This window comes from Paucidesulfovibrio longus DSM 6739, assembly GCF_000420485.1.
Taxonomy (GTDB): Bacteria; Desulfobacterota; Desulfovibrionia; order Desulfovibrionales; family Desulfovibrionaceae; genus Paucidesulfovibrio; species Paucidesulfovibrio longus.
Genome location: NZ_ATVA01000014.1, coordinates 347051 through 373016, shown reverse-complemented (window position 1 = coordinate 373016; position 25966 = coordinate 347051). Strand labels below are relative to the sequence as shown.

Below are 25966 nucleotides of genomic sequence, written 5' to 3'. Positions count from 1 at the left end.
CGGCGCGGGCACCTGCAAACGCGCTTCAGCCCGCGTGCGTCTCGACCTTGTTGCGGCCGTTCTGCTTGGCCCGATACAGGGCCTCGTCCGCCCTGCTGGTGAGGTTGTCCAGACTTTCCCCTTCCAGGTATTCGGCGACGCCCATGCTCGTGGTCAGATGGCAGACCGTGGGGCAGACGATCTGGGATTGTTCCACTGCCGCGCGAATGCGCTCCGCGAGATCCTCCGCTCCCTTCAGGCCGCTTTCCGCCATGACGATGAACTCGTCCCCGCCCCAACGAGCCACAAGGTCCGCAGGCCGGATCTGCTCCCGGATCAATCCGGCCACCTCCACAAGCACGCGGTCGCCTTCCAGGTGGCCGGCCTTGTCGTTGATCTTCTTGAAGCCGTCCAGATCGATGAGAATCAGCGAAAACGGGTTGTTGCCCCGCTGGTGGCGCGATTTCGCCATTTCGAACTGCTCATCGAAGCGGCGGCGGTTGGCCACGCCCGTCAGCTCGTCCGTGACGGTCATGCGCTCCAGGCGGCTCTGGAAATGGTTCACGGCCAGCATGCTCACGAGAATGCACAGGAGCGTAGCCGCGAATCCGCCCACGAGCGTGCGCGTGAGGTTTCCTTCCGTGGCTTCCAGCAGCGTCTTCTCATCCTGCTCGACGATCACGAACCAATCCAGCTCCGGAACATAGCTGGCCGACAGCAGCACGATGCCCTTCGGTCCCTCGTATTCGAAATTCCGGGCATTGTTCCTCAGCCCGAGAATCTGGTCGGCGATGTCGCGGATGCCCTGGGCCTCGCGGATGTTGAACACGTTCACCAGGGAGATGTCCGAGTGGGCCTGGACAAGGCCTTCCCGGTTCACCATGTAGACCCGGCGCTGATACTTTTTCTGGGTGTCGCTGAGCAACCGGGCCACGCTGTCCATCTTCACGCCCACGCCCGTGACGCCGAGCAGGTTGCCCTCGTAGTCCTCGATGCGGTGGTTGATGAAGATGGTCAGGATGCCGCCCGTGACCTCGTCCGTGTCCACATCGAGCTGGTAGTCGCTGCCGGACTTGAGGAAATCATAATACCAGACGTCGTGCGCGTTGTTCGGACTGACGATCTTGTGGATGCCCTGGTAGTGGTAATAGCGATGGGTATGCGCGGAGACGAAGAAGACCGAAAAGAACCCGTAGCGCGTGCGGATGTCGCGCAGGTAGCGCGTCACCTCGTCCACGTCCGTCTCCCCGCGCATGGCCCAGGCCCGGAGAAAGGCGTCGTTGGCCATGGTCGTGGAGACGAGAATCGGCTCGATCAGGCTGCTGTGGATTTCGGAGTAGATGTTCTCGCGGATCAGCGGGAGCGAGGAAGTCATGATCTCTTCCCGCATGGATTTGCGGGAGGTCTGATAGTTGAGCACGCTCAGGACCATGAAGGCCGTAAGCAGGATGATCGACAAGGCGATGATCAGCCGGACCTTGATGCTCAATTTCTGCACGAGTTTCCTCCAAGGGGTGACCGCGCAACGGCGATGGTCGGACAAAAAAAAGCCCCCGCTTCCGGGGGCGTATCTTCACATTTTTCCTGATCGAAGTCATCCGTTTCCGCGCACGCGTCTCAGACCGGCGAGGCCGAGCAGGCCGCCACCGAAGATCCAGATCGCGGCGGGGAGCGGAGTGGCGTAGTTGGCGACCACGCCGTCCAGGTCGTAGCCGTCTCCGCCGCCCGTGAACCCGAAGCTCCGGCTCACGTCGCGCAGGAGCAGCGCCGTGGTCGAGCCGATCAGGCCGTTGAAGTCGAACGCGCCGTCCTGCTGGGCGGTTCCGAGCAGCACCCAGTTCGGATCACCGAAGGCCTGACCGGAGTATGCGCCGTTGAAGGCCCAGACCTCGGCGGTTTCCCTGTAGCTGGACCAATTGTCCGCGTTGCTCCCCCAGGTGGACTCGAAGACCTGGAGATCGATTCCGGCCCCGTCCACGATGGCGTTGCTGAAGGTCAGCACGATGCTGCCGCCGAACCCCAGCGAGGTGAAGTTGATGGCGCCGCTCTGGTCGTCGGTCAGGGGATCGTAGACCAGCGCGTTGTTCGGGTCCGACCTCGTGGGATCGATGGTCCCCTGAGGGGTGTAGTTGACGTAGCCGGACGGCATCACGGATGCGAGCGCCGGTACGGCGCTGAATGCCAGCAGAAGCCCGGCGATGATGATCGAATTGAATCTGGTCATAGTTCCTCCTTCCCGTGCTGAAAAGCCTCGGTAAAATTATAATAGTTACTTTTCTTATTTATGCAAGGGAAAACTTCCTGCGACCAAAAAAAAGCAAGACCCTGATCGCCGGAACAGAAGGAAGAAGCTGCTAGAAGGGTTGCCAGAAGCGGGCCGCACCCTTGATATCGTCCAGAGTGAAGGCATTCTTTAGGTGCCGCACCGTGAACGATCCTTCGCAGGGGACGACGGAAAGCAGATCGAAACGGCAGGGAACATGCCAGAGATCATGCTCGGACAGGTAGAGCGCGGCGGCTTTGGCGAGCTTGGTGCGCTTGGAAAGGTCCAGGGCGTCCGAGGGGTTGCCCCTGGAATCCGGCGCGCGCGTCTTGACCTCGGCAAAGACGAGGGTGTCGCCGTCCTCGCAGATGATGTCGATCTCCAGCCGCCGCTTGGACCAGTTTCGCGCCAGGACGCGCAATCCGTGGTCGCGCAGATGGCGAACAGCCGCGTCCTCGCCGGAGCGGCCGAGGACCAGGTGCCGAGCCAGGTTGCTCAAAGGCCCGGAAGGCACGCCTGTCTTCCCTTGCCCGCAGCGTTTCCCGGCTCCTCCGGACGCACGCCCCGGAAGGTCAGCCGGTGCATGCGGCACGGCCCCAGCTCGGCCACGGCGGCCATGTGCGCCTTGCTGCCGTAGCCCTTGTGCCCGGCAAAGCCATAGCCGGGATAGCGCCGGTCCATGACGGTCATGAATCGGTCGCGCCAGACCTTGGCCAGGACCGACCCGGCGGAGATGGCGGGAAACCGCGCGTCGCCCTTGACCTCGGCGCGCTGGGCGAACCCGCCGAGCCCGCACTCGTTCAGGGCGTGGGCCGGAACGGTCTTGTCGCCGTCCACGAGCAGCAGCCGCACCGGACGACGCAGCGCCGCCACGGCCCGGCCCATGGCCAGGAACGTGGCCTGGAGGATGTTCCTCTCGTCGATTTCCCAGGGCCAGGCAATGCCGATGCCGAAGGCCAGGCTGCGTTCCCGGATCAGCGGAAAGAGCGCCTCCCGCTTCTTTTCCGTGAGGGCCTTGGAATCGGTCAGTCCCGGAAGGTCGAACGCGTCCGGCAGGATCGCGGCTCCGGCCACGACAGGCCCGGCCAAGCAGCCGCGCCCGGCCTCGTCCACCCCCGCGACAAGCTCGCTGGGAAGCTCGCCGCCCCAAAGATCGCCATATTCTTGCATGGCAGGTCGATTACTACGAAAGCCGATGCAGGGCCAGCCCCAGGCGAGCGTCGCCTTGGCGGCGAGGCCCGAAAAGGATGGTTTTGGGCGTAAACGCAAAAAAAGACGCAACCGCCCGCACGTCCTGAGACATGCGGGAGGATTGCGTCTTTTCCGGGTCGCGCGGGTGCGCTTCCCGAACCGTCCGTCAGGCCGGGATTACTCCCAGATCTGCTTGGACTTGATGCGGGCGGCCTTGCCGCGCAGACCGCGCAGGTAGTAGATGCGGCTGCGGCGGACCTTGCCCTCGGAAACCATCTCCACGCGCTCGATGAACGGGGAGTGCATGGGGAACACGCGCTCCACGCCCACGCCGTCGGAAACCTTGCGCACGGTGAAGGTGGAGTCGGTGGTGCCGCGACGCACGCGAAGCACCGCGCCCTGGAAGACCTGGATGCGTTCCTTGTCGCCTTCGATGATGCGCAGGTGGACCTTGACGGTGTCACCGGCCTTGAAGGCGGGCATGTCCAGGCGCAGATGCTCCTGCTCGATTTTTTGCATGATTCCCATGTTCCTGCTCCTTGATCTCGATATTTGTGCTCAGTACACGTCCCCCAGGATGCGGTCCACCGTAATGGCGACCGCGGACCTGACGGACAGGTGGTTGTAATCGTCCAGACAACGCAGGGGCCGCAGCAGTTCCGCACCCTCCAGCGCCTGCGGCGCAAGCCCGGAACCCGTTCCGAACAGCAGCAGCACCGGCTCGTCGTCGAGCCAGGCGCGCACCTGCTCCGGCGTCCGCAGCACCCCGCCCTTGGGGTCCATGCGGGCCGACGTGGCCACGATGCGCGGTCGCTGTCCGGTTCTCTCCTCCACCATCCTGACCGCCTCGGCGATGTCCGTGGCCACACGGGCCTGCCGGAGCGCCTCGGCGCGGTCGGGATTGGCTTTGCCGCCGGCGCCGCTCACCCAGTGATCCAGGAGTGTCGCGGCCAGTTCCCTCTGGTCCTCGATGGGCGTGACCAGAGTCAGACCACCCAGCGCGTACGTACGGGAAACGCGGGACATATCGTGTATGTCGAGATTTGTCAAAGACACTGCCACGGTGTCCCCAAATTTATTCAGCACCGGGTAATGCACCAGGGCGAGGTGCAGATTCCTGCCGCGAGTGGCGCGCGGCGCGGCCTTGAGCGTTTCCACGTCGCGCGGGGTCAGAGGCGCGGCGTCCAGCAGTTCGGGCCGATGGCGCAGAGTGTTCAGCACGGACTGCTCGCGCCGCCAGGCCGCCACGCGGCCATGGTCGCCGGAAAGCAGGATGGGCGGAACAGCCTCGTCCTCGAAGACTTCAGGCCGGGTGTAGTGCGGATATTCGAGCAGCCCGGAAGAAAAGCTCTCCTCTTCCAGGGACTCCTCCTTGTGCATGAACTCCGGCAAAAGCCGCGCCACCGCCTCGACAACGCACTGGGCCGCGGCCTCGCCGCCGTTGAGCACGGCCTCGCCCACGCTGACCAGCTCCACGGGAAAAAGATCGAGAATGCGCTCGTCGATGCCCTCATAGCGGCCGCAGATGAGCGTGAGGGCGTCTTCCTGCGCGAGTTCCGCGGCGTAGTCCTGGGTCAGCTTGCGCCCGCGCGGAGAGAGCATCAGCATCCGACCCGGACGCTCCAGGGCGCGCAGCGTTTTCGTCAGCGGCTCCGGGAGCATGACCAGCCCGGCTCCGCCGCCGTAGGGCTTGTCGTCCACGGTCTGGTGGCGGTCGAAGGCCTGGGAGCGCGGGGAAACGCGCTCGAACGTGACCAGCCCCTTGTCCACGGCCTTGCCGAGCAGGCCCACGGAGAGCGCCGAGTCGAAGAACTCGGGAAAGATGGTCACGATGTTGAAATGCACGCGCGTTCCTCGCCAGCCGACCCTGGAAGGGCCTGTCGCGGTGGTTGCCATCCGGAAGCGCCCCCCTCGCAGGGCGGGCGGGTCCGGCGCCGGACCGTCAGCTCTTGCCTTTCCGCTCGCCGTCAAAAGCCAGATACATCTCCACCAGCCCTTCGGGCGGGGCCACGGTGACGACGCCGGCATCCTCGTCCAGGTCCACGAGAAACTCGCGCACGGCAGGCAGCAGGATTTCCTTGCCGGAATCGTGGCGGATGGACCAGACGATCTGACCGGAGGTCTCCAGGAAATTTTCCAGCACGCCGAGCCGCGAGCCGTCCTCAAGGAGCACGTCCATGCCGAGCAGGTCGCGCAGGTAGTACTCGTCGTCGTCCAGTTCGGGAAGCTCGCCCTCGCGCACGTAGACGTCCCGGCCGCGAAGTTCTTCGGCCCGGTTCCTGTCCGCGACTCCGGCGAAGGTCAGCAGGAGGCGGTCCTTGTGCTCGCGCACGGCGCGAATCTCGAAGCGGGTCGGTTTCCCGCGCCCGGTTCCCAGGAGCACGGCGTCCAGGCCGAAGAATAAAGCAGGGGAGTCCGCGTAGCTTTCCACGCAGATCTCCCCGCGAATTCCGTGCGGCTTGATCACCTTGCCCACCAGGACCAGTTCGCGGTCCGCGGCAGTGGGATCAGTCATGTATGCGCAAACCCGTTGTTGGCGGCTACTCGAGAATCTCCAGCACGGAGCGCTTGTGCGCCTTGGTGGAGACGGCGCTCAGGAGCGTGCGCATGGCTCTGGCCGTGCGTCCCTGCTTGCCGATGACCTTGCCAAGATCCTCTTTGGCGACCTTGAGTTCAATAACAGATGTCTGCTCGCCCTCGATTTCCGAGACAACGACTTCGTCAGGATTGTCGACCAACGATTTGGCGATGTACTCGATCATCTCTCTCAGCATGACTCCACCTCCGCTCTCGGCTGATTGGGAATGTGCGCATTCTGGGGGGAGGCGAAATCCGGGCTGCGGCGTGCAGGCCGGACTCGGTCTAGCTGGCCTGCTTGAGCAGCGAGCGGACCGTGTCGGAGGCGGTGGCCCCGTTGGCGACCCACTTGTCCAGCTTCTCCTGGTCGATCTTGATCTCGGGCGGGTTGGTCATGGGGTTGTAGTACCCCAGGAACTCCAGGGGACGTCCGTCGCGACGCGCGCCGCTGTTGGTGGCCACGATGCGGTAGAAGGGACGCTTCTTGGAACCCATACGAGTCAATCTGATTTTAAGAGCCATTCGTCTTTACCCCCAATTATTGCTAGATATGTTGTTGTCACAAAAAATGCAATACCGTACGCCCGAAACACGGGCAAATATAACGTCAGCGCTTTTTGCGCTGTTTCTTGCGCATCTGCTTCTGAAGTTTCTTCTTCTTGCGTTCGGCCTCGACCCTTTTGGCGGACTTGCCCTGCACTGCGGGCGCGCCTTCCTGGCCCATGCCTTCCATGCCGAATCCTTCCATGCCGGGCATTCCCGGCATTCCCATGCCCGGCATGCCGGGCATGTTGTCCGCGCCCTTGGGCAGCTTCGGCATCTTCGGCATCTTGCCTTTCTTGCCGCCCATCATCTGCTGCATCATCTTGCTCATCTGTTCAAAGTTCTTGATGAGCTTGTTCACGTCCGTGACCTGCATTCCGCAGCCGGTCGCAATGCGCTGCTTGCGGCTGGCGTTGAGCAGCTTCGGGTTGTGCCGCTCCGCCATGGTCATGGAGTTGATGATGGCCTCGGTGCGGTTCAGCTCCTTTTCGGGCATCTGCGCGTCGCCGAGCTGCTTGAGCATCCCCCCCATGCCCGGAATGAGCTTGAGCAGGCCCTCCATGGAGCCGAGCTTCTTGAGCCTGCGCATGTTGGTGCGGAAGTCCTCCAGGTCGAACTGGGCCTTCTGCATCTTCTTGGCCATGCGCTGGGCGTCCTCTTCGTCGAAGGCGGTCTGCGCCTTCTCGATGAGGGTCATCACGTCGCCCATGCCCAGAATGCGCGAGGCAACGCGATCCGGGTGGAACAGCTCCATGTCGGAGAGCTTTTCGCCCAGGCCGACGAACTTCACGCTCCGGCCCGTGACGGACTTGATGGACAGGGCCGCGCCGCCGCGGGCGTCGCCGTCCATCTTGGTCAGGACCACGCCGGAAATGCCCAGGCGCTCGTTGAAGCTCTCGGCCACGGTCACGGCGTCCTGGCCGGTCATGGCGTCGGCCACGAAAAGGATCTCCTGGGGGGAGCAGTCCCTTTTGATGGCCGAAAGCTCTTCCATCAGCGTTTCGTCCACATGCAGGCGGCCCGCCGTGTCGAAGAGGATCGCGTTGCAGCCCGCCTCCTCGGCCTTGACCAGCGCGTCCCGGCAGATGTCCACCGGATTCATGCCCGTGGTGGACGGATACGCGGGCACGTCGATCTGCTTGGCCAGGGTCAGGAGCTGATCGATGGCCGCCGGGCGGTACACGTCGGCGGGCACGAGGTAGGGCCGGATGCCCTGCTTGCGCAGCCAGACCGCGATCTTGCCCGACGAGGTCGTCTTGCCCGAGCCCTGAAGGCCGACCATCATGATCTTGAGCGGCTTGGGGCCGGAGATGTCCAGTCCCTGCTGCTCGCCGCCGAGCAGCTCGACCAGCTCCTCGTGCACGATCTTGACGACCTGCTGCGCGGGGTTCAGGCCCTTGAGCACGTCCTCGCCGAGGGCGCGCTCCTTGACCTGGTCGACGAACTGCTTGACGACCTTGAAGTTGACGTCGGCCTCGAGCAGGGCGAGGCGCACCTCGCGAAGCCCCGCCTGGATGTTGGCTTCATCCAGACGTGCCTGCCCTCTGAGCTTCTTGAAAGCTCCCGTCAACCGGTCTGACAGATTGTCGAACACCGCAATTCCTCCAGGTATCTTCTTCCCGCGTCCGTTTCGCCACACTCGGCAGTCCCGGACAAAGGGACTGTGTGTTAAAGGAGAACGCAGCCCAAGTCAAGAGCCGTCAGGAACCGCCCCCTTGACGCGCGCCCGCCCCCCCTGTATGCTTCCGATCAGTTCTTTGCCTTTTCCATTCAGAGTGGCGAGAGAGATTCGGCTCAGTGACCGCCACGGCAACCTGCCTGATATGCAAGGTGCCAATGCCGACCCGCAAGGGAACGATGTAGGGGACGACCTTCTCTGCCCAATCAACCTCTCTTCGCGAGAGGTTTTTTCGTTTCGGGCCGACGATGGAAAAGGCGACCTGTGGGCGATTTGTCGCGATTGCTACCCACAGTATAAAAAAACATGGCTAAACCGCTTGAGGGCTCCGGCCCTCCGGGCAAGGAGGAACCGCCCAATGACCCTGCGACTGCTTACGGTTGAAGACCTCGTGAAATCAAGCCGCCAGGCCCTGGCCTTTCTGGACACTCCCCAGGGAGCCGTGCTCGCTTCCGGGCCGGTGCGCCCCGTGGGCGGGCCGACCCCGGACGAAGAATCCCTCGAACCCGCCCTGACCTTCCGCCTGGCCGCCGACGACGCCTCGGAATACGCCATCCGCGTCATCGGCCACGGTCCGATCCTTTCCGTGCGCCGCACTCCCTCGCCGGAGCGCATCGCCCTTCGGGAGATCAATCTGCCCGCGGACCGTCCCGTGCTCCTGCTGGTGGACGCGCCGGACGAATTCGAGCCCGAAGGGCTGCTGGTCCTGGCCCGGCTCGTGGACGGCCTGGGCCGCCCGCCCCTGCTGCACCCCGGCAGCGCCCTCGGCGTGCCGGACGCGGAGCAGGAGCTCTAGGGCGATCCGTCCGATCATGCTCCCAAGAACGGAAGGGGCGACCTCGGGTCGCCCCTTCTTCATTTGCGGCTCAATGCGCCCCCCGGATCGCCGTCACGGCCTCCGGGACGCGCCGTCGGCTAATAGCGTCCGAATTCGTCGTCGTCCAGGGCGATCACGTCTTCCGGCTGAATGACCTCGGCCTTGCCGCGTTGAACCTGGGCGGCTCCGTTGCCGACGGGGCTTTCGCCCCAGGCGCCTTCCGAGGCGGGCCGCTGGCCGCCGGAGCGGCGCGCCGGAGCCGGAGCGCTCTTGTTCGCGCTTCGCGGCTGGGCCGGGGGAAGCTGGGGGGCGCGCCCGCGGGTCGCGCCGCTGGTGATGGCCCTGGGCACGCCCATGTTTCGGGCCTCTTCCTGGCTGAGCCGGAAGCGGCTCACGAGCCGCCGCATTTCCACGGCCTGGCTGGAAAGCTCTTCCGAGGCGGACGCGGTTTCCTCCGCGTTGGCCGTGTTCTGCTGCGTGACCTGGTCGATCTGGCTCAGGCCGATGTTGATCTGGCCCACGCCCTTGGCCTGCTCCTCGCTGGCGGCAGCGATGTCCGCCACGAGGTCCGCCACCCTGGTGATCTTCTCCACGATCTGGCGCAGGGATTCGGCGGTCTGCCCGGCCATGTCGCCGCCCTTGCCCACCTTGGCCACGGAGCCCTCGATGAGCTGGGCCGTTTCCTGCGCGGCCTTGGCGCTGCGCGAGGCCAGGTTGCGGACCTCCTCGGCCACCACGGCGAAGCCCTTGCCGTGGCTGCCCGCGCGGGCCGCCTCCACCGCCGCGTTCAGCGCCAGCAGGTTGGTCTGGAAGGCGATTTCGTCGATGACCTTGATGATCTTGCTGATGGCCTGGCTGGACTGGTTGATGTCCTCCATGGCCCCGACCATCTCCTGCATCTCGCGGTCGCCCTCGCGGGCCGCGTCGCGCGCCTGGGAGGCGAGCAGGTTGGCCTGGGAGGCGTTCTCCGCGTTGGTCCGCGTCTGGGAGCTGATCTGCGTCACCGAGCTGGTGATCTCCTCCAGGGAGGAAGCCTGCTCCGTGGCGCCCTGGGAAAGGGCCTGGCTCGATTCCGAAACCTGTCCGGAACCGTCCCGGACCTGCTCGGCCGCCGCGTTGATCTGTCCGAGAATGTCGTTCAGGCTCCCGACCATCTTTTCCAGAGCCTTGCCCAGGCGGTCCTTGTCCGAGGCCACCTTGACCCTGCGGGTCAGGTCGCCCCCGGCGATGGCCTGGGCCATCTCCGCCCGCGCGCGCTGCGTCTCGACCATGGCCTGGAAGCCGCGCGCCAGGTCGCCCAGTTCGTCATAGGCGTCCAGATGCGCCCGCGGAACCTCGCGGTCCACATTGCCTTCGGCCAGCTCCTTGAGATGCGTCACCGAGTCGCCGAGGACCCTGGTCACCTTGCCCACGAAGAAGAAGATGACCAGCCCGGCCAGCACGACCGTGACCAGGCCGCCCACCATGGCCAGGTTGCGCACGCGCACCAGCGGAGCGAGCAGCTCGGTCAGGGGCGCGGTCACGGCCACGACCCAGCCCGTGGCCGGAACCTCGTTGAAGCCCATCATCTTCCACTGCGACTGCTGCTCGAACCAATACTTGTAGTATCCGTTCTTTTCCTGAAGCATGACCTTGCCGAAATCGGTGTCGGCCACGTTCAGCTTCATGATGAAATCCTTGTTCGGATGGCCGATGACCGAGCCGTCGCTGTCGAGCACGTAGGCGTAGCCGTTGTCGCCGATCTTGATCCCGTCGATGAAGATGCTGGTCAGGCGGTCGATCTTGAAGACTCCGGCGAGCACGCCCTCGACCCGTCCGTCCGGTCCCTTGACCGGGGCGGAGATGACGAAGACGGGGTTGCCGGAAACCTTGCTCAGGAGCGGCTTGGAACTGGCGACCTCGCCCGCGGCCGCCTTCTTGAAATAGTCGCGGTCGGACAGGTCGAGCCCCAGGCGGGCCGGGTCGCCGGAAGCCACCACCCTGCCCGAAAGGTCCATGAGGTTCACGGACTCGAAATAAGAGAAATCGGCCATCTTCCCGGCCAGGGTGCGCATGGAATCCTCAAACCCGCCGGGCTCGCCCGCGAAGAGGCGGTGGTAGCCGCTGTTGCGAGCCCAGTTCACGAGGTCGATCTTGCGGCCGTCGACCCATTCCTCCATGGCCCGCGAGGCGGCCTCGGATTCACGGATGATGCCCTCTCGAATCTGCGTTTCGAGAAGCGTTGAGGATTCCAGATAGCTGAACGACAACAGGCCGAGGATGCCGACGAAAACCACGCTGATTATGGGCAGGAGCAGCTTGCCCCGCACCTTGAGACGCATCTTCATACCCATGACCTTCCCTCCGTTGGACGATTGACGATCCATGCCCCCCTGAGACCGATCCCATTCAATCCCTCTCGTTCCCCTTATACCCTAGGGCACCTGAATGCCCAATAAAAGCATGTCGTCGGACTGGCGGTAGCGGCAGAAGCTGCGCGCGAAGCGCCAGACGCTCTGGACCTGCTCGCTGAGCGGCAGGTCCGAAAAGATATCCAGGGCGCGCAGCAAGCCGCGCTCGCCGAGCACCCGGCGGTCGCCCGTGGGGCCGTCCACGCTGTGCGCGTTGAGCAGGCCGTCCGTGTAGAGATAAAACCTGTCGCCCGAATGGATCTCCAGATCGACCACGCCGAAATCCACCTCGTCCATGAGCCCCAGCACGGAACCGGATGCGGGGACGCTTTCGGAGGCAGTTCTGTCCGAGCGGCGCAGAAGCATGCGCGGATGCCCCGCGGAGACCACGCGGGCCGTGCGCGCTTCCAGGTCCAGGCTCAGGGCCTGGGCCGTGACCATGCGCTCTTCGCGGCCGTTGACGATGAGTTCGTGGTTCAGTGTGCGGAAAAATTCCACCCCGTCGCGCCCCAGGCGGCAGTTTTCGTCGAACTGGCTCTTGATGAGCACGGTCTGGTAGGAGGCGGCCAGGTCGTGCCCGGCCACGTCGGCCACGAGCACGTTGCAGCCCGTGGAGGTGTCGCAGATGCCCATGTAGTCGCCGCCCAGGTCGCGGTACGGGCGCGAGCGGTATTCCAGGGGCACCTTGAAGGCGCTCCTGTCCACGTCCATGAGGTCGGTATAGGTGCGCACCGCGCGGGCCATCTCGCCGCGCAGATCCTGAAGGTCGCGCCTGTAGGCCTGCACCTCGCGGTCGAGCCGCAGGTTCGCCTTGCGCAGGTCGCTCTGCTCGCGCTCGCGCAGCCGCTCGCTGACCCGCTTCTTCTCCAGCACCTGGGCGACCTTGTCGTGCACCTCGTCCGGTTCAAACGGCTTGGAAAGATAGTCGTCGCAGCCCAGCCGGAGCAGCTCGATGAGCATTTCCTTGTCGCCGTGCCCGGTGATGACGATGACGGGCAGCTCCAGGTCGTCCGTCTTGAGCCTGCGGATCAGCTCCATCCCGTTCATGCCGGGCATCTGGATGTCCGTGATCAGCGCGTCCACGATCACCCCTTCCTCGCGAAACCGTGTCAGCTGTTCCAAGGCCTCGCGCCCGTCCACGCAGGAAGTGATCCGGTAGCCCTTGTTCTTGAGCACGAAGGTCAAGGAAAGCCGCAGGCCCGCGTCGTCTTCTGCCAAAAGGATGTGCTGCTGCATGAATTCCCCCCTGAAAGCGGCCTCACTCGCATTTTCTTATGGAAGAATCGTGCCGTGGGCCGCCGCATGGAAAAGTGCGGATCCTGCGGTGCGTTGCGCGCTTCCGCCCGGCGGACGGAGACTGTGCCAAAACGCAACACCCCTTTTCAGATTGTTCCGATCAGCTTGAAAAGCAATGATTATTCGTGAGGGCGAGATGGTGCAAGGTGCGATTCGCAACACCCTCTCCGGGGCGGTTTCAGGCTCAGGAAATTCTATTCAGATGGCGCGCAAGGGCCTGGCGGGAGATGCCGAGCAGGTCCGCAGCGGCGCTCCGGTTGCCCCCGGTGCGGCGCAGGGCCTCCTCGGCCAGGGCCGCATAGGCTTCCCGTTGTTCCGGCAGGCGGTCCAGCCCGCGCAGCGCCTCGCCGAAGGAGGACACGGCCGCTGCCGGAGCCAGGGCCGAGCGGGTCTGGAAAGGCCGGAGCGCCAGCCAGCCGGACGTGTACCCGGCCACCGCGTCCCAGACCATGCTGCGCAGTTCGCGGACGTTGCCGGGAAAATGATGGTTCTCCAGCCGAGCGGCCAGTCCCGGCGGCAGGGGCGGGCGGGTCTTGCCCAGCTCCTGGGCGGCCTGCTCCACAAAACACTCCAGCAGCACGGAAACGTCGCCGCGCCGCTCGCGCAGGGGCGGCAGGTGGATGCGGTGGCCGGAAAGGCGGTAATAGAGGTCGCGCCGCAGCCGTCCCTGGGTTTCCAGGGCTTCCGGATCCTCCATGGTCGCGGCCAGGACGCGCGCGGAAGAGCGTTCGGCCCGGTCCGAGCCGAGCGGGAAATATTCGCCCTCCTGAAGAAGGCGCAAGAGCTTGGTCTGGGAGAGCGCCCCCAGGTCGCCGATCTCGTCGAGAAAGAGCGTGCCCCCCGCGGCCTTGGCCACCAGCCCCTCGCGCGGCTCCTCCGCCCCGGTGAACGCGCCCCGCCGGTGGCCGAAGAGCGTGTCCGAAAAGACGTTGTCGTCCAGCCCGGCCGCGTTCACGGCCACGAACGGCCCCTTGCGCCCGCTGAGACGGTGCACGGCGCGGGCCATGAGTTCCTTGCCCGTCCCGGTTTCCCCGGTGATCAGCACGGGCAGGGTCGTGGCGGCCACGGCCTCGGCATAGCCGAACAGGGCGCGCATCTTGGGATCGCGGGTGACCAGGGCGTCGAAGGCTTCCGGATGTTCCGGCCCCCGGCCGAGAAACGCGTTCTTGAGCTTGGCGTTCTCGCGGCGCACGTCGGTCAACTCCACGGCGCGGCGCACCGAGGTGATCAGCCGTTCCTTTTCCGTGCTCTTGAGGAAATATTCATAGGCCCCGTCCTTGATGCAGCGCACCGCGGTTTCCAGCTCGTCCTGGCCGGAAAGCACGATGACGGGCAGCTCCGGGTGCTCGGCGACCACCCCGCGCAAAAGCTCCTGCCCGGAGACGTGGGGCATGCAGAGGTCGAGCAGCAGCACGCTGGCATCGTTGCGGAGCAGCAGTTCCGGCACCTCGCGGCTGTCCCGGCAGGTGATGACGTTGCGGATGCCCGCGAGGCTGAGGATTCCTCGCAGGCTCTCCAGCCAGGGCTCCTCGTCGTCCACCATCAGGATGGGCCTCGGCGGCCAGTTCGCGTTCATTTCCCGGCCTCCTCGCGCAGAAGCGGCAGTTCCACGATGCAGACCGTGCCCTTGGAAGGCTCGGAGGTGAAGTACATCCGGCCGCCGTGCTCCACGATGATGCCGTGGGAAACGGACAGGCCGAGCCCCGTGCCGCCGCTGTCGCGCTTGGTGGTGAAGAACGGCTCGAACACGTGCCGGATCTCCTCCGGGCTCATGCCCCTGCCCTCGTCCGTCACGGCGACCTGCGCGGACTTGCCGTCCGGGCTGAGCCCGATGCGCAGGTTCACGGCCTGTTCCGGTTCGGTCAGGGCTTCGCAGGCGTTGATCAGGGCGTTGACGAGCACCTGCTCCAGACGCTGGAAATTGCCCAGGACGCGAACAGGCTCATCGCTCCAGAACGCCTCGAAATGATTCGTGCATTTCTTGATCTTGTTGGCGACGAGACCCACGGCGGCGCGGGCCACCTCGTTGAGGTTCACGATCTGGTCCCGGCCGGTCACGTCCTGGCGTGCAAAACCCTTCAGCTCGGCCACGATGCGCTTGATGCGCCGGGCCGACTCCACGATCTGATCAAAAAGGGCGTCCGCCTCGTCGCGGATGACGCTGTATTCCACCTCGCCGAGGAGAAAATCGCCGCGCTCGTCGTAGCGTTCTTCCAGGATGGGCCGCGCGCCGCGCCAGATGTCGCGCAGGGTGGGCGCGTTCAGGGTGATGATTCCGTTGGGGTTGTTGATCTCGTGCGCCACGCCGGAAACAAGCGTTCCCAGGGCCGCGAGCTTGTCCGCCTGGATCAGCTGGCGCTCGCGCTCCTTGGATTCCTCCTGGGCCCGCACGCGCTGGGTGATCTCCCTGGTGGAGACGACGACGCCCACCACCGCGCCGTTCACGTCGCGGAAGGGCGTGGTCACGGAACGGAAGTGGCGCAAGCCGCCGTCCGGGTCGGGCTGGCAGAAGACGTGGTCCGTGCGCTCCATGCCCGCGTCGAGCAGGGACAGGGGGCAGAGATTCTGCTGGCAGCGGTCGTCCTGGATGACCTCCCGGCAGGCGCGGCCCTGGGCGAAGACCGAGTCCAGGCCGAACATCTCGGCCATGGTGCGGTTGATGCGCTGCACGGTTCCATCCAGCCCGATCAGGGCCATGCCGTCCCCTGTGCTGTTGAAGATCTGGTCCAGTTCGCCGTGGGCCTGGAGCAGGCGCTGCTCGGCCCGGCGGCGCTCCATGTAGGCGCCGATCATGTTCGTGGCCGTGCGCAGGAACAGGCGCTCCGCCTCGCCCCAGCCGCGTTCCCGCCGGGTGTCGTCGAAGCCGATGAACCCGCTCCACTGGCCCTCGACCCGAAGGGGCAGCACGAGCAGGGACTTGATTTCGTAGCGCGCGAGCTGCTCCTGCTCGGCTTCCGGCAGATCGGCAAAATGGCCCTGGATGATCTCGCCGTGCTCGAAGACCTCGCGCCAGCGCGGGATGATATCCTCGTAGCAGGCGTTTTGGAGCCGCTCCACCTCGCGCAGGCAGCTGACCTCAGGCTCCACGGACTCGTTGGTCAGGCGGTAGCAGAGCTTGCCTTCCTCATTGACGAAATTTTCGAACACGTAGGCCCGGCAGGCCACGGCCGCGATGCGCAGCTCCGCAAGAATCCGGTCCAGGGCGTCCTGCTGGCGCGCGGAGGAGAGCAGCAAGGTGGCGCAACTGTTCAACACGGTTTCGTAGGCCAGACTACGGGCCAGCCCTTCCTCGGCGAGCTTGCGGTCCGTGACGTCGAGAATGATGCCCTCGATGACCGGCACGCCGTCGCCCATGCTGATGCCCACGCCGCGCTCCCAGACCCACTTCAGCTCGCCGGACTGGGTTTCGATGCGGTAGGCGAGCTCAAAGGGCCGCTCCTCGGCCAGGGCGCGGGCGATCTCCTGCTTGAGCCGTTCGCGGTCGTCGGAATGCACGAGCGCGCTCCAGCTCTTGGCCCGGTTGTAGAGCAGGGATTCCGGGCCGTAGCCCGTCAGGGCGCGGCAGCCGGGGCTGACGAATTCCAGGGTCCAGTCCGAGTGGAACGCGCTGCGGTAGACCATGCCGGGCATGTTCATGATCAGCGTGGAAAGGCGGCGTTCGCTTTCGGAGAGCGCCTTTTCCGCCAGCTTGTTGGCGGTCACGTCCTGGATGACGGCCATGCCCTCGGCCGCGCCGCCCCCTTCGGAATGGCCGCCGCGCACGGGCAGGGCGTGCAGCTTGAATATCCGGCCCGCGTAGGTCATCTCGAAGACATGTTCCTCGCCCCGCAGCGCCTTGCGGAAATGCTGCTCCGCGGTTCGCGCCACGGAAGGGGGAAAGACCTCGGCCGGAGTGCGGCCGACCATGCCCCCGTCCGAGAAGCCCACGCTCTTGAGCCCGGCGCCGTCCGCCAGCAGGAAGCGCAGCCCCTCGTCATACAGCAGCACCGCGCCGTTGGGGAAGTTTTCGGCCAGGGCGCGGTACTTGGCCTCGCTGCGCCGGACCTCCTCGCCCGCTCGCACCAGCGCGTCCACGTTGCGCAGGCTGCCGATCATCCGAACGGGCGCGCCCTCCGACTCGGAGGCCAGGAACCCGGCGTGATCCTCCACGTAGACGTACCCGCCTTCCTTGCGTTGCAGCCGGTACATGGCGCTCCATTCCCGGCTCTCGCGGACGGCCTCCCGCCAGCTCGCCTGCACCTCGTCGCGTTCGTCGGGATGAATGTTCCCGGCCAGAAACCCGGACTCGCCGTATTCTTCCAGGGTATGCCCGGACACGCCCTCGGCGTCTCCCGTCCAGATCGTATCCCCGCCGAGCACGTCCATGTCGTAGACGATCTGTCCGGGCCGCGACGAAATCATCCGGGAGCGGGATTCGGCGTGGCGCAGGGAACGCTCGGTGCGCTCGTGCTCGGCAATCTCGCGGGCCAGGGCCACGTTGCGCAGGGCGGCCTCGCGCAGCGGCAGCACCAGCGGCACGAAACCGAGCACGAACAGCACGCCCACGAGCAGCCCCGTGCGCAGGGAATCCTGCCGGGCCTCGCTTTCCAGGTCCGAGACGTAGGCCCCGGTGCCCATGAAGCAGTCCAGCTCCGGCAGCGGCAGGACAAAGGATATCTTGGGTTCCGGCGGAAGCGAGGTTCCGGGGCGGCGGTTGAAATAGGAAACCAGGGCGCCTTTGGGGTTCCCCGCCGCGGCCCTGGCCAGTTCGCGGATGTAATACACTCCGCCGGGGTCGCGGGCGTCCCATTGGCTGACCCCGACGAGGTCCGGCTGGACAGGGTCCACCAGGGGCACGCCGTTGTCGGTCATCAGGAAGAGATAGTTGTTGAAGCCGGAGTCCGGGTAGCGCATGTCCCAGAGCATTTCCGAGACCCTGTCCAAGGCCTGGTCCTTGTCCAGCTTGCCGTCCTGCAGGTCGCGCAGCACGGGATCGAGCGCGCCTCGGGCCACGCTGACGATCTGGCGGAGGGCCTCGCTGCGGTCCCGGACCATTTCCTCGTGCTGGCGCTCGGCGAGAAAAGCGAAGAGCAGCAGATACAGGCAGGCCACGAGCGCGAGGCTGGCTGTCACCGCGATCCAAAGGCGCTTGAGGGGTCGCCGCCCGTCGCGGCTATTCTGTTTTATCTCTTTCGTCATTCTTGGCGGCGAGTTTCGTCGTTTCGGGCATTCGACATTGCGTATACCCGGTTTCGAACGTCTTGCCTAGACGAGAAGAGAGGTTCTTGTCACTCGCAGCGTTGCCAGGGTTCGTTGACCTTGCGGTCCGTTCCGGTCAGCAGCAGCGTCTCCCCGATCACGCCCTCCAGGAACGGCGTCAGCGGCCGATAGGCGTAGTCCACGCGGACCTCCACCAGGCCGCAGGGGCAGCCCGCGTCGTTTTCCGTGCCGGCCCCGCTCGCCGCCGTGGTCGGCCAGCTGACCACCTGCACCTCGTCCGCGCCGCCCGGCAGCCGGGACATGACCCGCCCGACCTCCGCGCGGATGAGGGCCAGGCGCAGGCCCTCCTCGTCGCCCTGCCCCGTGGAGGCGAAGCGCGCCCCGGCCTCGGCGGCCTTGCGCACCGTGAGCCAGTCCGAGAGCATGTTGCCCGCCTCCAGCAGGCCCAGCACGAGCACCACCAGCAGCGGAAAGATCATGGCGAATTCCACCGCCGTCATGCCGCGCGTCGTTCCGTTTCCGCCTCGCATGGCTTCCTCCTAGTTGAGCAGCCGCCAGCCGAGCTGCCTGCCGATCTGCTTGAAGACGTCGCCGATGTCGTAGGCCGAGGGCGCATCGAAATAGTGATCGTCGGTGCCCGGCTTGCTGGACGCGATCTCCTTCATGAGCCGCACGTCCTCGGCGTCGGAAGAGCCGAACCGGATCGTGAAGATCTCCACGCCCGCGTCCTTGGCCTTTCGGGCCTCGTCGAGCATGGCCCTGTTCAGCCCTCCGCCGTCCTCGCAGTGGCAGTCCGTCTCGCCCATGCCGTAATAGGCGTTGGTCCAGTAGTTGTTGGGCCGGTAGCCGATGCTGTACGGACCGCCGCACTCGCCGTCCTCGGTGTCCCCGTCCGTGAGCAGGATCAGGATCTTGCGGATGCGCTCCTCGTCCTTGCCCTCGGTGAAGGGGGCCTCCGGCGTGAGCACCTCGCGGCCCCACTTGACGCCTTCGGAAATGACCGTTCCCGACGCGTCCCCGTAGCCGTCCATTTCGCCGATGGCCGAGAGGATGGAGCCCTTGTCCGAGGTCAGGGCGTGGGTCACGGGGATGGAGTCGCACGTCTCCAGGCTGACGTTGCGCCGGGTGTAGTACGGCAGCGCCCAGTAGAGCGGCATGAACTCCTCGCGCAGGCCCTCGTTCAGGGAGCCGTCCGCGTTGCGGCAGCCCGCGGGCAGCCCGTCCACCCCGGCCGGGATGCGGACCTTGCCCCGGAAGGGCACCAGTCCCACCCGCGTGTCCGGGGAGGCGTTGTCCGGCAGGATCAGGTCCACGAGGTCGTTGCAGGCCATGCGCGTCTGCTCCAGGGGCGCGCCCTTCATGGAGCCGGAATTGTCGATGGCGAAGACCACCTCGAGATGGTTGAACCCCGCGCAGGCCTGGGCCTCGATATGGCTGGAGCCGATGCCCAGCGCCCCCATGAGCAGGGTCGGAACCTCGGCCCCGGCCCGCACGCAGACGCTGCGGACCTCGCCGCCGGGAGCCAGGGAAAGGATGGCCGCGTCCTCATAGTTCTTTACGAGCATGGACGAAGCCGCACCCTGAACGATGCCCTTGTCCACGTCCGGATCGTAGGGCAGCTCCAGCGCACCGGCCAGGGCCGCGGCGTCCACCGCGTTCTGGAGGCGCGAGTGGGCGACGTACAGGTTACCGGCGTCCACGGCCAGCCCCACCGCGCCGAGCAGCACGGGAATGAGCACGGCCAGCACGATGTTGACCGCGCCGGACTGGCCGCGCGCCCTACGGCAGCGGCATGGTCGTGCGGGCGCGCAGGATCGGGGCGACGTCCCAGAGCAGGCCGAGAAGGCCGCTGCCGACGCCGAAGAAAGGTTCGTATGCATAGGATACCTCGACGGTCACGGACTGCCCCCCGCCGTCCAAGACCACTGTGGTTTGCAGGTCGTCTCCGGGCAATTGCGCGGCCACGCTGTCCACCAGCGCGCCCACTCCCGACGTGTCCCCGGCCCGGAGCACAAGCCGCGCGCCCTCCCGGCTCGCGTCGCTGATCACCGAATAGGTGTGCATGGCTCCCGCGCCCTCCACCAGCATCAGCAGCAGCGCCAGGATCAGGGGCAGGGCCAGGGCCAGTTCCATCGCGGCCAGGCCGCGTTCTCCGTTTCCAGATGCCATGTTCGTTCCTCCGCCGCGCCGTCCGTTCGCCGGGTTCATCCGCTCCTGCCGGAATCCAGCAGCAGCCGGGGCAGGAATAGAAAATAATCGCCGCATGCTCCGTCCCCCTGTTCGGGGGAACGGGCCAACGCTTCCATAAACCGGGCCGTCACCGTGCCCTGCCCGTCGATGTTCTCGATGAACACCGCGCCGACCTGGAAGACGCGCTGCGTGACCCGTCCGGAAACCGGCGGGAAACGAGGATCGTAGAAGGCCACCACGGCCACACGAGGGCTGGCCATGGGGTCGGCGTGCTCGCTGCCCTTGACCGACTGCGTGGCGTCGTCCCAATACGCGTTCGCGTCCAGGCCGATGAGTTCCCGGATGCCCTGCTTGACCGGGCCGGTCGTGTTTCCCGGTTCGAGCTGGACCTCGTCGCCCGGCTCGACCACGGCCTCGGAATTGCTTCCGTCGCAGCCCAGGATGTTCTCCCGGAGCATGGCCCCGCCGGGCACGGGCACTCCCTTGTTGACGGGCGGCAGGTCGATGAGATTGTATTGGCCTGGAACCACGGCGTCCGCCGGATCGCCCGGCTTGAGCAGAATCCGCGCGCCCTTGTCCGCATCGGCCCAGCCCAGGGTCACGACGGAGGCCATCTCGGCGGCGCTGCCCACGTCGAGGCTGCCGTTGCCGCGCACCTTGGGGTCATCATCCGCATAGTCGTCCCACTCGAACTTGGCGGGCACGATGAAGGGCTTCGCGCACTTGCTGCCGCAGGCTCCGGCCAGCCCGGCCCGTGCCGTGGCCGACAGGTCCGCGCTGTCCACCCCGATCACCGGGCCGAAATTCAGGGCCAGCGCGTTGCCGCGATCCAAAGCGCGCCGGATGGTGATTTCCACCTGGTTGGGATGCTCCGTGTCGGGCACGCCGTCCCGCAAAAAAATCACGTCGCTCTCGCGCACCGCGTTCTCAGGATCGTCGGACGCGGCGAGGTTGGCGCGGGCGTAGTCGAGCATGTCCGCCCGGACCAGGTCCAGGTCGTCGCCGTAGGCCAGCAGGCCCGAAGCCCCGGCAAGAACAGCGGCGTCCGCCGCGTTTTGCAGCCGGGTCCGCTTGAGATGCATGTAGGAGGTGTCCACGGCAAAGGCGGCGAACCCGAAGAGCACGACCACGAGCAGGCCGTAGAGCATGCTGACCACGCCGCCTTCGTCCGCGGGAAGCCGGGAGAGCCGGGTCCGGATGCGCCGATATCCGCTACTCATGGCGCACCTCCACGGAAGCCTCGGCCAGGGAGGGCAGCACGCTGTCCCAGGGCAGCGCGGTGTAGCCGGAAAGGTCGAACCCCACCTGCACGCGGACGTGCCCGCCGGATTCCTCGTCCTGCCCCACGAAGGTCACGCTGGCCCGGGATTCGTCCAAACCTGCGGAACGCAGCGAGGCGAACACGGCCTCGCTCGGATCGCGCCCGCGCGCGGCCCAGACAGCTCCCTCGCGCGCCGCGCGGGTCACGGCCCCGCCCACGGCGAGGTAGCGCGAAGCGTCGATCACGCCGAAGACGAACGGCAAAAGGAAAAAGCACAACATGACGGCCACTTCCAATGTGACCATGCCCCGCTGGGGAGCCTTGTCCGCAAATCGTTCTCTGCGCATCTTCCCTCCTATCGCTCGCAAATGCCCTCGGCCGAAGCGCTGACGGCCCAGGAGTCGGTTTCGCCAAGGTCGGGAAGAAAGAGAAAAGAGAAAGGAACGCTGACTTGGACATTGGTGAAATTGCCGGGCTGGCGCGGCCCCACGGCCACGGACGGGTCCAGGCGCAGGCCGCCCTTGCGGACCTCGCGGATGGCCGCGTCTTCGACGGCGGCCTCGTCCGGCTCGTGCAGCACGGCCATGCGCAATCCCTGCGATGCGGCCTCGCGGACCACGTCCTGCACCCAGAGATAGCGCCCGAGATCCATCAGGCCCAGCATGACGAAGAGAACCAGGGGAAGCAGAAATCCCGCTTCCACCGCTGCGGCGCCGCGCTGGCTCTTGTTCTTTTCGCGGCTTCGTCCGCCTCTGTTCAGGTTCCGCATCTTCATTCCTCTCGGTTGTTCCGTTCGGGCGGCGTTTGCGCCGCACCCCTCGTGCATTTAGTAGATAGCAACAGCCATGCCAGCGGGGGTCGCCCTGTCTCTTCGAAGCGCAACCTGCTGAAACGAAGCAGTATTCATATTTCTCCGACACCGGGCCGAATCCGCGCCGGCTATTGATGAAGACCGCTGATCCACAAAACGTGGATTGTTCTGATCGATTAGTATAGGATGGAGACACGAGGGGACACATGGCGGAACGAATTCTCGTAGTGGACGACGACGCCGCGTTTCGGGGCATGCTGCGCGAGGCCCTGGAAGCCAGGGGCTGGGAGGTGGGCGAGGCGGGCGACGCCGAGACCGGCATCCGGTTCGTGGCCGAGGGCGGGTTCGACATCGTCCTGCACGACGTGCGCCTGCCCGGCATGGACGGCATCGAGGCCCTGGAACACCTGCACCGCGCCGACCCGCTCGTGGACATCATCATCATGACCGCCCACGCCTCGCGCGACTGCGCCGTGGAGGCGCTCCAGCACGGAGCCTACGACTATTTCACCAAGCCCTTCAGCCTGGGCGAGATGGAAGTGGTCATCCGCCGCGCCCTGGAAAAGCGCCGCCTCCAGCATGAAGTCCAGGAACTGCGCCGCTCCCTCGGCAGCCGAGGCCCTTCCGAACGGATCATCGGCCAGAGCGCGGCCATGCGCCGCGTGGTGGAACTCATCGAACGGGTCGCGCCGCTGGACGCCAACGTGCTCGTGACCGGGGAAACCGGCACGGGCAAGGAGCTGATCTCGGACACGATCCACGCCCTTTCCGAGCGCGCCGCCGGGCCGTTCATCAAGCTCAACTGCGCGGCCATTCCGGAAAACCTGCTCGAATCCGAGCTCTTCGGCCACGAGAAGGGCGCGTTCACCGGCGCGGCCGCGGCCAAGAAGGGCAAGTTCGAGCTGGCTCAGGGCGGCACCATCCTGCTGGACGAAATCGGGGACATGCCCCTGCATCTGCAACCCAAGCTCCTGCGCGCCGTGGAGCAGAAGCAGGTCGAGCGGCTGGGCGGAGCCAAGCCCGTGTCCTTCGACGTGCGCATCATCGCCGCCACCAACCAGGATCTGGCCGAACGCGTGCAGGAAAAGCAGTTCCGCTCCGATCTCTTCTACCGCCTGAACGTGGCCGCCATCCCCCTGCCCGCCCTGCGCGAGCGCATGGAGGACATCCCCCTGCTCTGCGAGCACTTCCTCGCCGGCATCAACCGCAAGCTGGGCACGGACATCCGCGGTGTCTCCAAAAGCGGAACCCGGATCATGTTCGGCTACCACTGGCCCGGCAACGTGCGCCAGCTGGCCAATACCCTGGAACGGGCCGCCATCTTCTGCCGGGGCGGGGTGATCACGGACGAGGACGTGAACATGGCCTTGCAGCGCTCCCCTGCGGACGCGGCTGCCGCGGCCCAGGCCGAAAGCCCGCCCATCGGCGTCCCGCCCGAAGGATCGGTGCAGCTCAAGGACGCGCTGCTCGAATACGAACGCGACCTGATCGTCAGCGCCCTGCGCCACTCCGGCGGGGTGCAGACCGAAGCGGCCAAGCGCCTGGGCGTCACGCCCAAGAACCTCTGGAACAAGCTCCAGAAGCACGGCATCGATCCGGCCAGCCTCGACGACTAGCCCCCAACACCTTGCCTGAGAAGGACATCCGCGCCACGGGGCATCCAGCCCCGCGCAGGCGGCCGCGCGCGTTCGCGTCCATGCCCCCCCAGCCGACCCGGCCCCTGAATGCGATCCATTTTTTGTGGATCGACGTATCCTACTGACATCACACCCAAAACAGCTTTCCCGGCCAATCACAAACCAGCCCGCCCCACGAATCGTGGATTGCGCAGGAGCGCAGCCGCGTCTCTCAAAAAGGCCGAAGCAATGCATCGGCATCTCCAAGGCCCTGTCATCACTATCATTAATGAAAATCTCTCCTTGTCCGCTCGGCTTTGGCACGCGGGTTGCTCAAGGAGAGGCAAGACTGATGAGCATTTCGCCAACGCGAAAAGAAATCAAAACTTGGAGGAGAGAACCATGTTGAACCGTATCATGAACCTGGTGAAGGACGAGCAGGGCGCCACCGCCCTTGAGTATGGCCTGATCGCCGCCCTGATCGCGGCCTTCATCGTGGGCGCGGTCACCGCCCTGGGCACCAGCGTGCGCGACACCTTCCAGGGCGTTGCGGACGACATGGCCGGAGCCGGCAGCTCCAGCTAGGCCGACGCGAGAAAGCAAGCACCGGAAGGGCCCGTCCGACCCGCACTCGGGCGGGCCCTTGCCTCGCTCCTCCTGGGGAGGATGGGAGCCGGGGACCGGCGCGCCAATCCGACTTCCGGGGGGACCATGCATCCATACATCGCCGTATTTCTTCTGGCCTCGCTCGGCCTGGCCGTGTTCACGGACCTTCGCGAGCAGCGCATTCCCAACAGCCTGACCCTGAGCACCGCCCTTTTCGGGATTCTCTTCCACGGCCTCGGCGGCTTCGTCTTCGGGCCGCAAAGCGGCGCGGGCGGCGTGCTCTTCGCCCTGGCGGGCATGGGCGTCGGTCTCGCGCTGATGCTCCCGCCCTACCTCTTCGGGGTCATGGGCGGCGGCGACGTGAAGCTCCTGGCCGCCGTGGGCGCCTGTCTCGGCTGGCAGGTGACGGTGGACGCCTTCCTGTATTCGAGCCTTGCCGGCGGGGTCTACGCCCTGGCCGTGCTGCTCCTGCGCCACCGGCCCATGCTCGGCCGCATCCTGCGAAATTTCTGGGCCGCGCTCTGGCTGCTGCTGGCCAGCCGCAAGGCCGAATACGCCCCTGTGCGCGGCGGCGAGACCCTGCCCCGGCTCTGCTACGGGCTGGCCATCGCCGCCGGAACCGGAGCGGCCATGCTCCGCGCCACCGGGCAGATCCAACACCTGACCGGCCTTGTGGCCGGATCCTTCTAGGCAAAGGGGAACCATGATGAGCCGCGCCGCCAAGACCCTGCTCCAGATCGCGCTGGCCCTGGTGCTGGCCGGAGTCACCGGACTGCTGCTCTACAACTGGATGCGCGAGGCCGCGCCCCGAAACGAGGTCCAGGCCGCGAGGCCCCGGACCGTGGACGTGGTCGTGGCGGCCCGCGACCTGCCGCGCGGCACCAAGCTCACGGCCGAGTCGCTGACCACCGCCCCCTTCCTGCCCCAGAGCCTTCCGGCCAAGTCCTTCACGGAAAAGGCCGAGTTGGAGGGCCGCGTGCTCTCCTCGCCCCTGGCCGCCAACGACCCCGTGACCGAACTGCGCCTCGCGCCCAAGGACGTGCGCACCGGCGGAGTCAGCGCCATGATCGCTCCCGGACACCGGGCCATGGCCGTCAAGGGCAACCAGGTCATGGGCCTGGCCGGATTCGTCCGTCCCGGCGACAGGGTGGACGTGCTGGCGACGCTCATGGCCGGGGAACGCGCCAGCCAGCCCACGACCAAGCTCGTGCTCGAAAACGTGCTCGTGCTGGCCACGGGCGTGGAATTCGAGGCTCCGCCCGAAGGCGGCGAGCCCTCTTCCGTGGACACCTACACCCTGGAAGTGAGCCCGGAGGAAAGCGAACGCCTGGCCCTCGCCGCGAGCCAGGGCTCCCTGCACTTCGCCCTGCGCAACGAGACGGACGACGCCTCGGTGCTCACCGAGGGGGTGGACGTGGACAAGGCGCTGGCCGCGCTGCGCCCGGCCCAGAGACCGACCGCCAAGACCCGGCGCGCCGCCGCGCCCGCCGCGCGCAGCGTGGAGATCATCTCCGGCGGCGAACGCTCCAAGGTGAGCTTCTAGGAGGCC

Annotated in this window: 25 protein-coding genes and 1 riboswitch; of the genes, 5 read left to right on the top strand and 20 right to left on the bottom strand. The window is 66.1% G+C overall.

The features are described 5' to 3' along the window. Nucleotides 1–25: 25 nt before the first annotated feature. The 10 genes from G452_RS0110910 to ffh form a co-directional block, all read right to left on the bottom strand. The gene (locus G452_RS0110910; RefSeq protein WP_022662296.1) at nucleotides 26–1477 is read right to left on the bottom strand and encodes a sensor domain-containing diguanylate cyclase; all 1452 of its coding nucleotides are present in this window, start codon (nucleotides 1475–1477) and stop codon (nucleotides 26–28) included. Nucleotides 1478–1573: 96 nt separating this feature from the next. Next, entirely contained in the window at nucleotides 1574–2203 is a 630-nt protein-coding gene (locus G452_RS0110905; protein WP_022662295.1) for a hypothetical protein, read from the bottom strand. Between the two features lie 130 nt (nucleotides 2204–2333). Continuing rightward, nucleotides 2334–2741 (bottom strand): YraN family protein, encoded by a 408-nt coding sequence (locus tag G452_RS0110900; RefSeq protein WP_022662294.1) that lies wholly within the window; start codon nucleotides 2739–2741, stop codon nucleotides 2334–2336. After that, nucleotides 2738–3412, bottom strand: a complete 675-nt coding sequence (locus G452_RS0110895; RefSeq protein WP_022662293.1) for a ribonuclease HII — start codon at nucleotides 3410–3412, stop codon at nucleotides 2738–2740. Before G452_RS0110895 ends, G452_RS0110900 begins: the two co-directional genes overlap by 4 nt. 198 nt (nucleotides 3413–3610) lie before the next feature. After that, a complete protein-coding gene (gene rplS, locus G452_RS0110890) occupies nucleotides 3611–3961 on the bottom strand; it encodes a 50S ribosomal protein L19 (protein ID WP_022662292.1) in 351 nt (116 codons plus the stop codon). 30 nt (nucleotides 3962–3991) lie between these two features. Further along, nucleotides 3992–5278 carry a tRNA (guanosine(37)-N1)-methyltransferase TrmD gene (trmD, locus tag G452_RS0110885; protein WP_022662291.1) on the bottom strand — a complete coding sequence of 429 codons (1287 nt, stop codon included), beginning with the start codon at nucleotides 5276–5278 and terminating at the stop codon, nucleotides 3992–3994. A 97-nt stretch (nucleotides 5279–5375) separates the two neighbouring features. Continuing rightward, nucleotides 5376–5948: a ribosome maturation factor RimM gene (gene rimM / locus G452_RS19160; protein WP_022662290.1), complete on the bottom strand. Its 573-nt coding sequence runs from the start codon at nucleotides 5946–5948 to the stop codon at nucleotides 5376–5378. A gap of 25 nt (nucleotides 5949–5973) precedes the next feature. After that, nucleotides 5974–6207 carry a KH domain-containing protein gene (locus tag G452_RS0110875; protein ID WP_022662289.1) on the bottom strand — a complete coding sequence of 78 codons (234 nt, stop codon included), beginning with the start codon at nucleotides 6205–6207 and terminating at the stop codon, nucleotides 5974–5976. An 88-nt stretch (nucleotides 6208–6295) separates the two neighbouring features. Further along, entirely contained in the window at nucleotides 6296–6532 is a 237-nt protein-coding gene (gene rpsP / locus G452_RS0110870) for a 30S ribosomal protein S16 (protein ID WP_022662288.1), read from the bottom strand. An 85-nt stretch (nucleotides 6533–6617) separates the two neighbouring features. Next, nucleotides 6618–8147 carry a signal recognition particle protein gene (ffh, locus tag G452_RS0110865; RefSeq protein WP_022662287.1) on the bottom strand — a complete coding sequence of 510 codons (1530 nt, stop codon included), beginning with the start codon at nucleotides 8145–8147 and terminating at the stop codon, nucleotides 6618–6620. Nucleotides 8148–8316: 169 nt separating this feature from the next. Further along, a riboswitch (SAM riboswitch) is annotated at nucleotides 8317–8417 on the top strand. A 172-nt stretch (nucleotides 8418–8589) separates the two neighbouring features. On the opposite strand from ffh, the gene G452_RS0110860 reads away from it, so the two are divergent. Beyond that, on the top strand, nucleotides 8590–9027 hold the full coding sequence (locus G452_RS0110860; protein ID WP_022662286.1) for a hypothetical protein: 438 nt from the start codon (nucleotides 8590–8592) through the stop codon (nucleotides 9025–9027). A 119-nt stretch (nucleotides 9028–9146) separates the two neighbouring features. On the opposite strand, the gene G452_RS21685 is transcribed toward G452_RS0110860, so the two are convergent. From G452_RS21685 to G452_RS19145, 10 genes are all read right to left on the bottom strand, one after another. Continuing rightward, nucleotides 9147–11381: a methyl-accepting chemotaxis protein gene (locus G452_RS21685; RefSeq protein ID WP_211213495.1), complete on the bottom strand. Its 2235-nt coding sequence runs from the start codon at nucleotides 11379–11381 to the stop codon at nucleotides 9147–9149. Nucleotides 11382–11462: 81 nt separating this feature from the next. Continuing rightward, a complete protein-coding gene (locus G452_RS0110850) occupies nucleotides 11463–12674 on the bottom strand; it encodes a PP2C family protein-serine/threonine phosphatase (protein ID WP_022662284.1) in 1212 nt (403 codons plus the stop codon). Between the two features lie 244 nt (nucleotides 12675–12918). Beyond that, nucleotides 12919–14310, bottom strand: coding sequence for a sigma-54-dependent transcriptional regulator (locus G452_RS0110845; RefSeq protein WP_022662283.1), 1392 nt, complete (start codon nucleotides 14308–14310; stop codon nucleotides 12919–12921). Next, on the bottom strand, nucleotides 14307–17846 hold the full coding sequence (locus G452_RS20650) for a PAS domain S-box protein (protein ID WP_022662282.1): 3540 nt from the start codon (nucleotides 17844–17846) through the stop codon (nucleotides 14307–14309). The genes G452_RS0110845 and G452_RS20650 overlap by 4 nt, the downstream gene beginning before the upstream one ends. A 155-nt stretch (nucleotides 17847–18001) precedes the next feature. Beyond that, nucleotides 18002–18463: a TadE/TadG family type IV pilus assembly protein gene (locus tag G452_RS0110835; protein WP_022662281.1), complete on the bottom strand. Its 462-nt coding sequence runs from the start codon at nucleotides 18461–18463 to the stop codon at nucleotides 18002–18004. Nucleotides 18464–18472: 9 nt separating this feature from the next. Continuing rightward, the gene (locus tag G452_RS0110830) at nucleotides 18473–19813 is read right to left on the bottom strand and encodes a vWA domain-containing protein (RefSeq protein WP_081650579.1); all 1341 of its coding nucleotides are present in this window, start codon (nucleotides 19811–19813) and stop codon (nucleotides 18473–18475) included. Continuing rightward, entirely contained in the window at nucleotides 19713–20102 is a 390-nt protein-coding gene (locus G452_RS0110825) for a TadE/TadG family type IV pilus assembly protein (protein ID WP_027189188.1), read from the bottom strand. The genes G452_RS0110830 and G452_RS0110825 overlap by 101 nt, the downstream gene beginning before the upstream one ends. A 35-nt stretch (nucleotides 20103–20137) precedes the next feature. Beyond that, on the bottom strand, nucleotides 20138–21343 hold the full coding sequence (locus tag G452_RS0110820; protein WP_040368538.1) for a pilus assembly protein TadG-related protein: 1206 nt from the start codon (nucleotides 21341–21343) through the stop codon (nucleotides 20138–20140). Next, nucleotides 21336–21731, bottom strand: a complete 396-nt coding sequence (locus G452_RS0110815) for a TadE/TadG family type IV pilus assembly protein (protein WP_022662278.1) — start codon at nucleotides 21729–21731, stop codon at nucleotides 21336–21338. Before G452_RS0110815 ends, G452_RS0110820 begins: the two co-directional genes overlap by 8 nt. An 8-nt stretch (nucleotides 21732–21739) precedes the next feature. Further along, a complete protein-coding gene (locus tag G452_RS19145) occupies nucleotides 21740–22153 on the bottom strand; it encodes a TadE/TadG family type IV pilus assembly protein (RefSeq protein WP_162141299.1) in 414 nt (137 codons plus the stop codon). A gap of 248 nt (nucleotides 22154–22401) precedes the next feature. Between G452_RS19145 and G452_RS0110805 the strand changes: the two genes are divergently transcribed. The 4 genes from G452_RS0110805 (at nucleotide 22402) to cpaB (ending at nucleotide 25960) form a co-directional block, all read left to right on the top strand. Then, nucleotides 22402–23811 carry a sigma-54-dependent transcriptional regulator gene (locus G452_RS0110805; protein WP_022662276.1) on the top strand — a complete coding sequence of 470 codons (1410 nt, stop codon included), beginning with the start codon at nucleotides 22402–22404 and terminating at the stop codon, nucleotides 23809–23811. A 402-nt stretch (nucleotides 23812–24213) separates the two neighbouring features. Next, nucleotides 24214–24396 carry a Flp family type IVb pilin gene (locus G452_RS0110800; protein ID WP_022662275.1) on the top strand — a complete coding sequence of 61 codons (183 nt, stop codon included), beginning with the start codon at nucleotides 24214–24216 and terminating at the stop codon, nucleotides 24394–24396. Between the two features lie 126 nt (nucleotides 24397–24522). Continuing rightward, nucleotides 24523–25107, top strand: coding sequence for an A24 family peptidase (locus tag G452_RS0110795; protein WP_022662274.1), 585 nt, complete (start codon nucleotides 24523–24525; stop codon nucleotides 25105–25107). 16 nt (nucleotides 25108–25123) lie between these two features. After that, on the top strand, nucleotides 25124–25960 hold the full coding sequence (gene cpaB / locus G452_RS0110790) for a Flp pilus assembly protein CpaB (protein ID WP_022662273.1): 837 nt from the start codon (nucleotides 25124–25126) through the stop codon (nucleotides 25958–25960). Nucleotides 25961–25966: the final 6 nt, after the last annotated feature.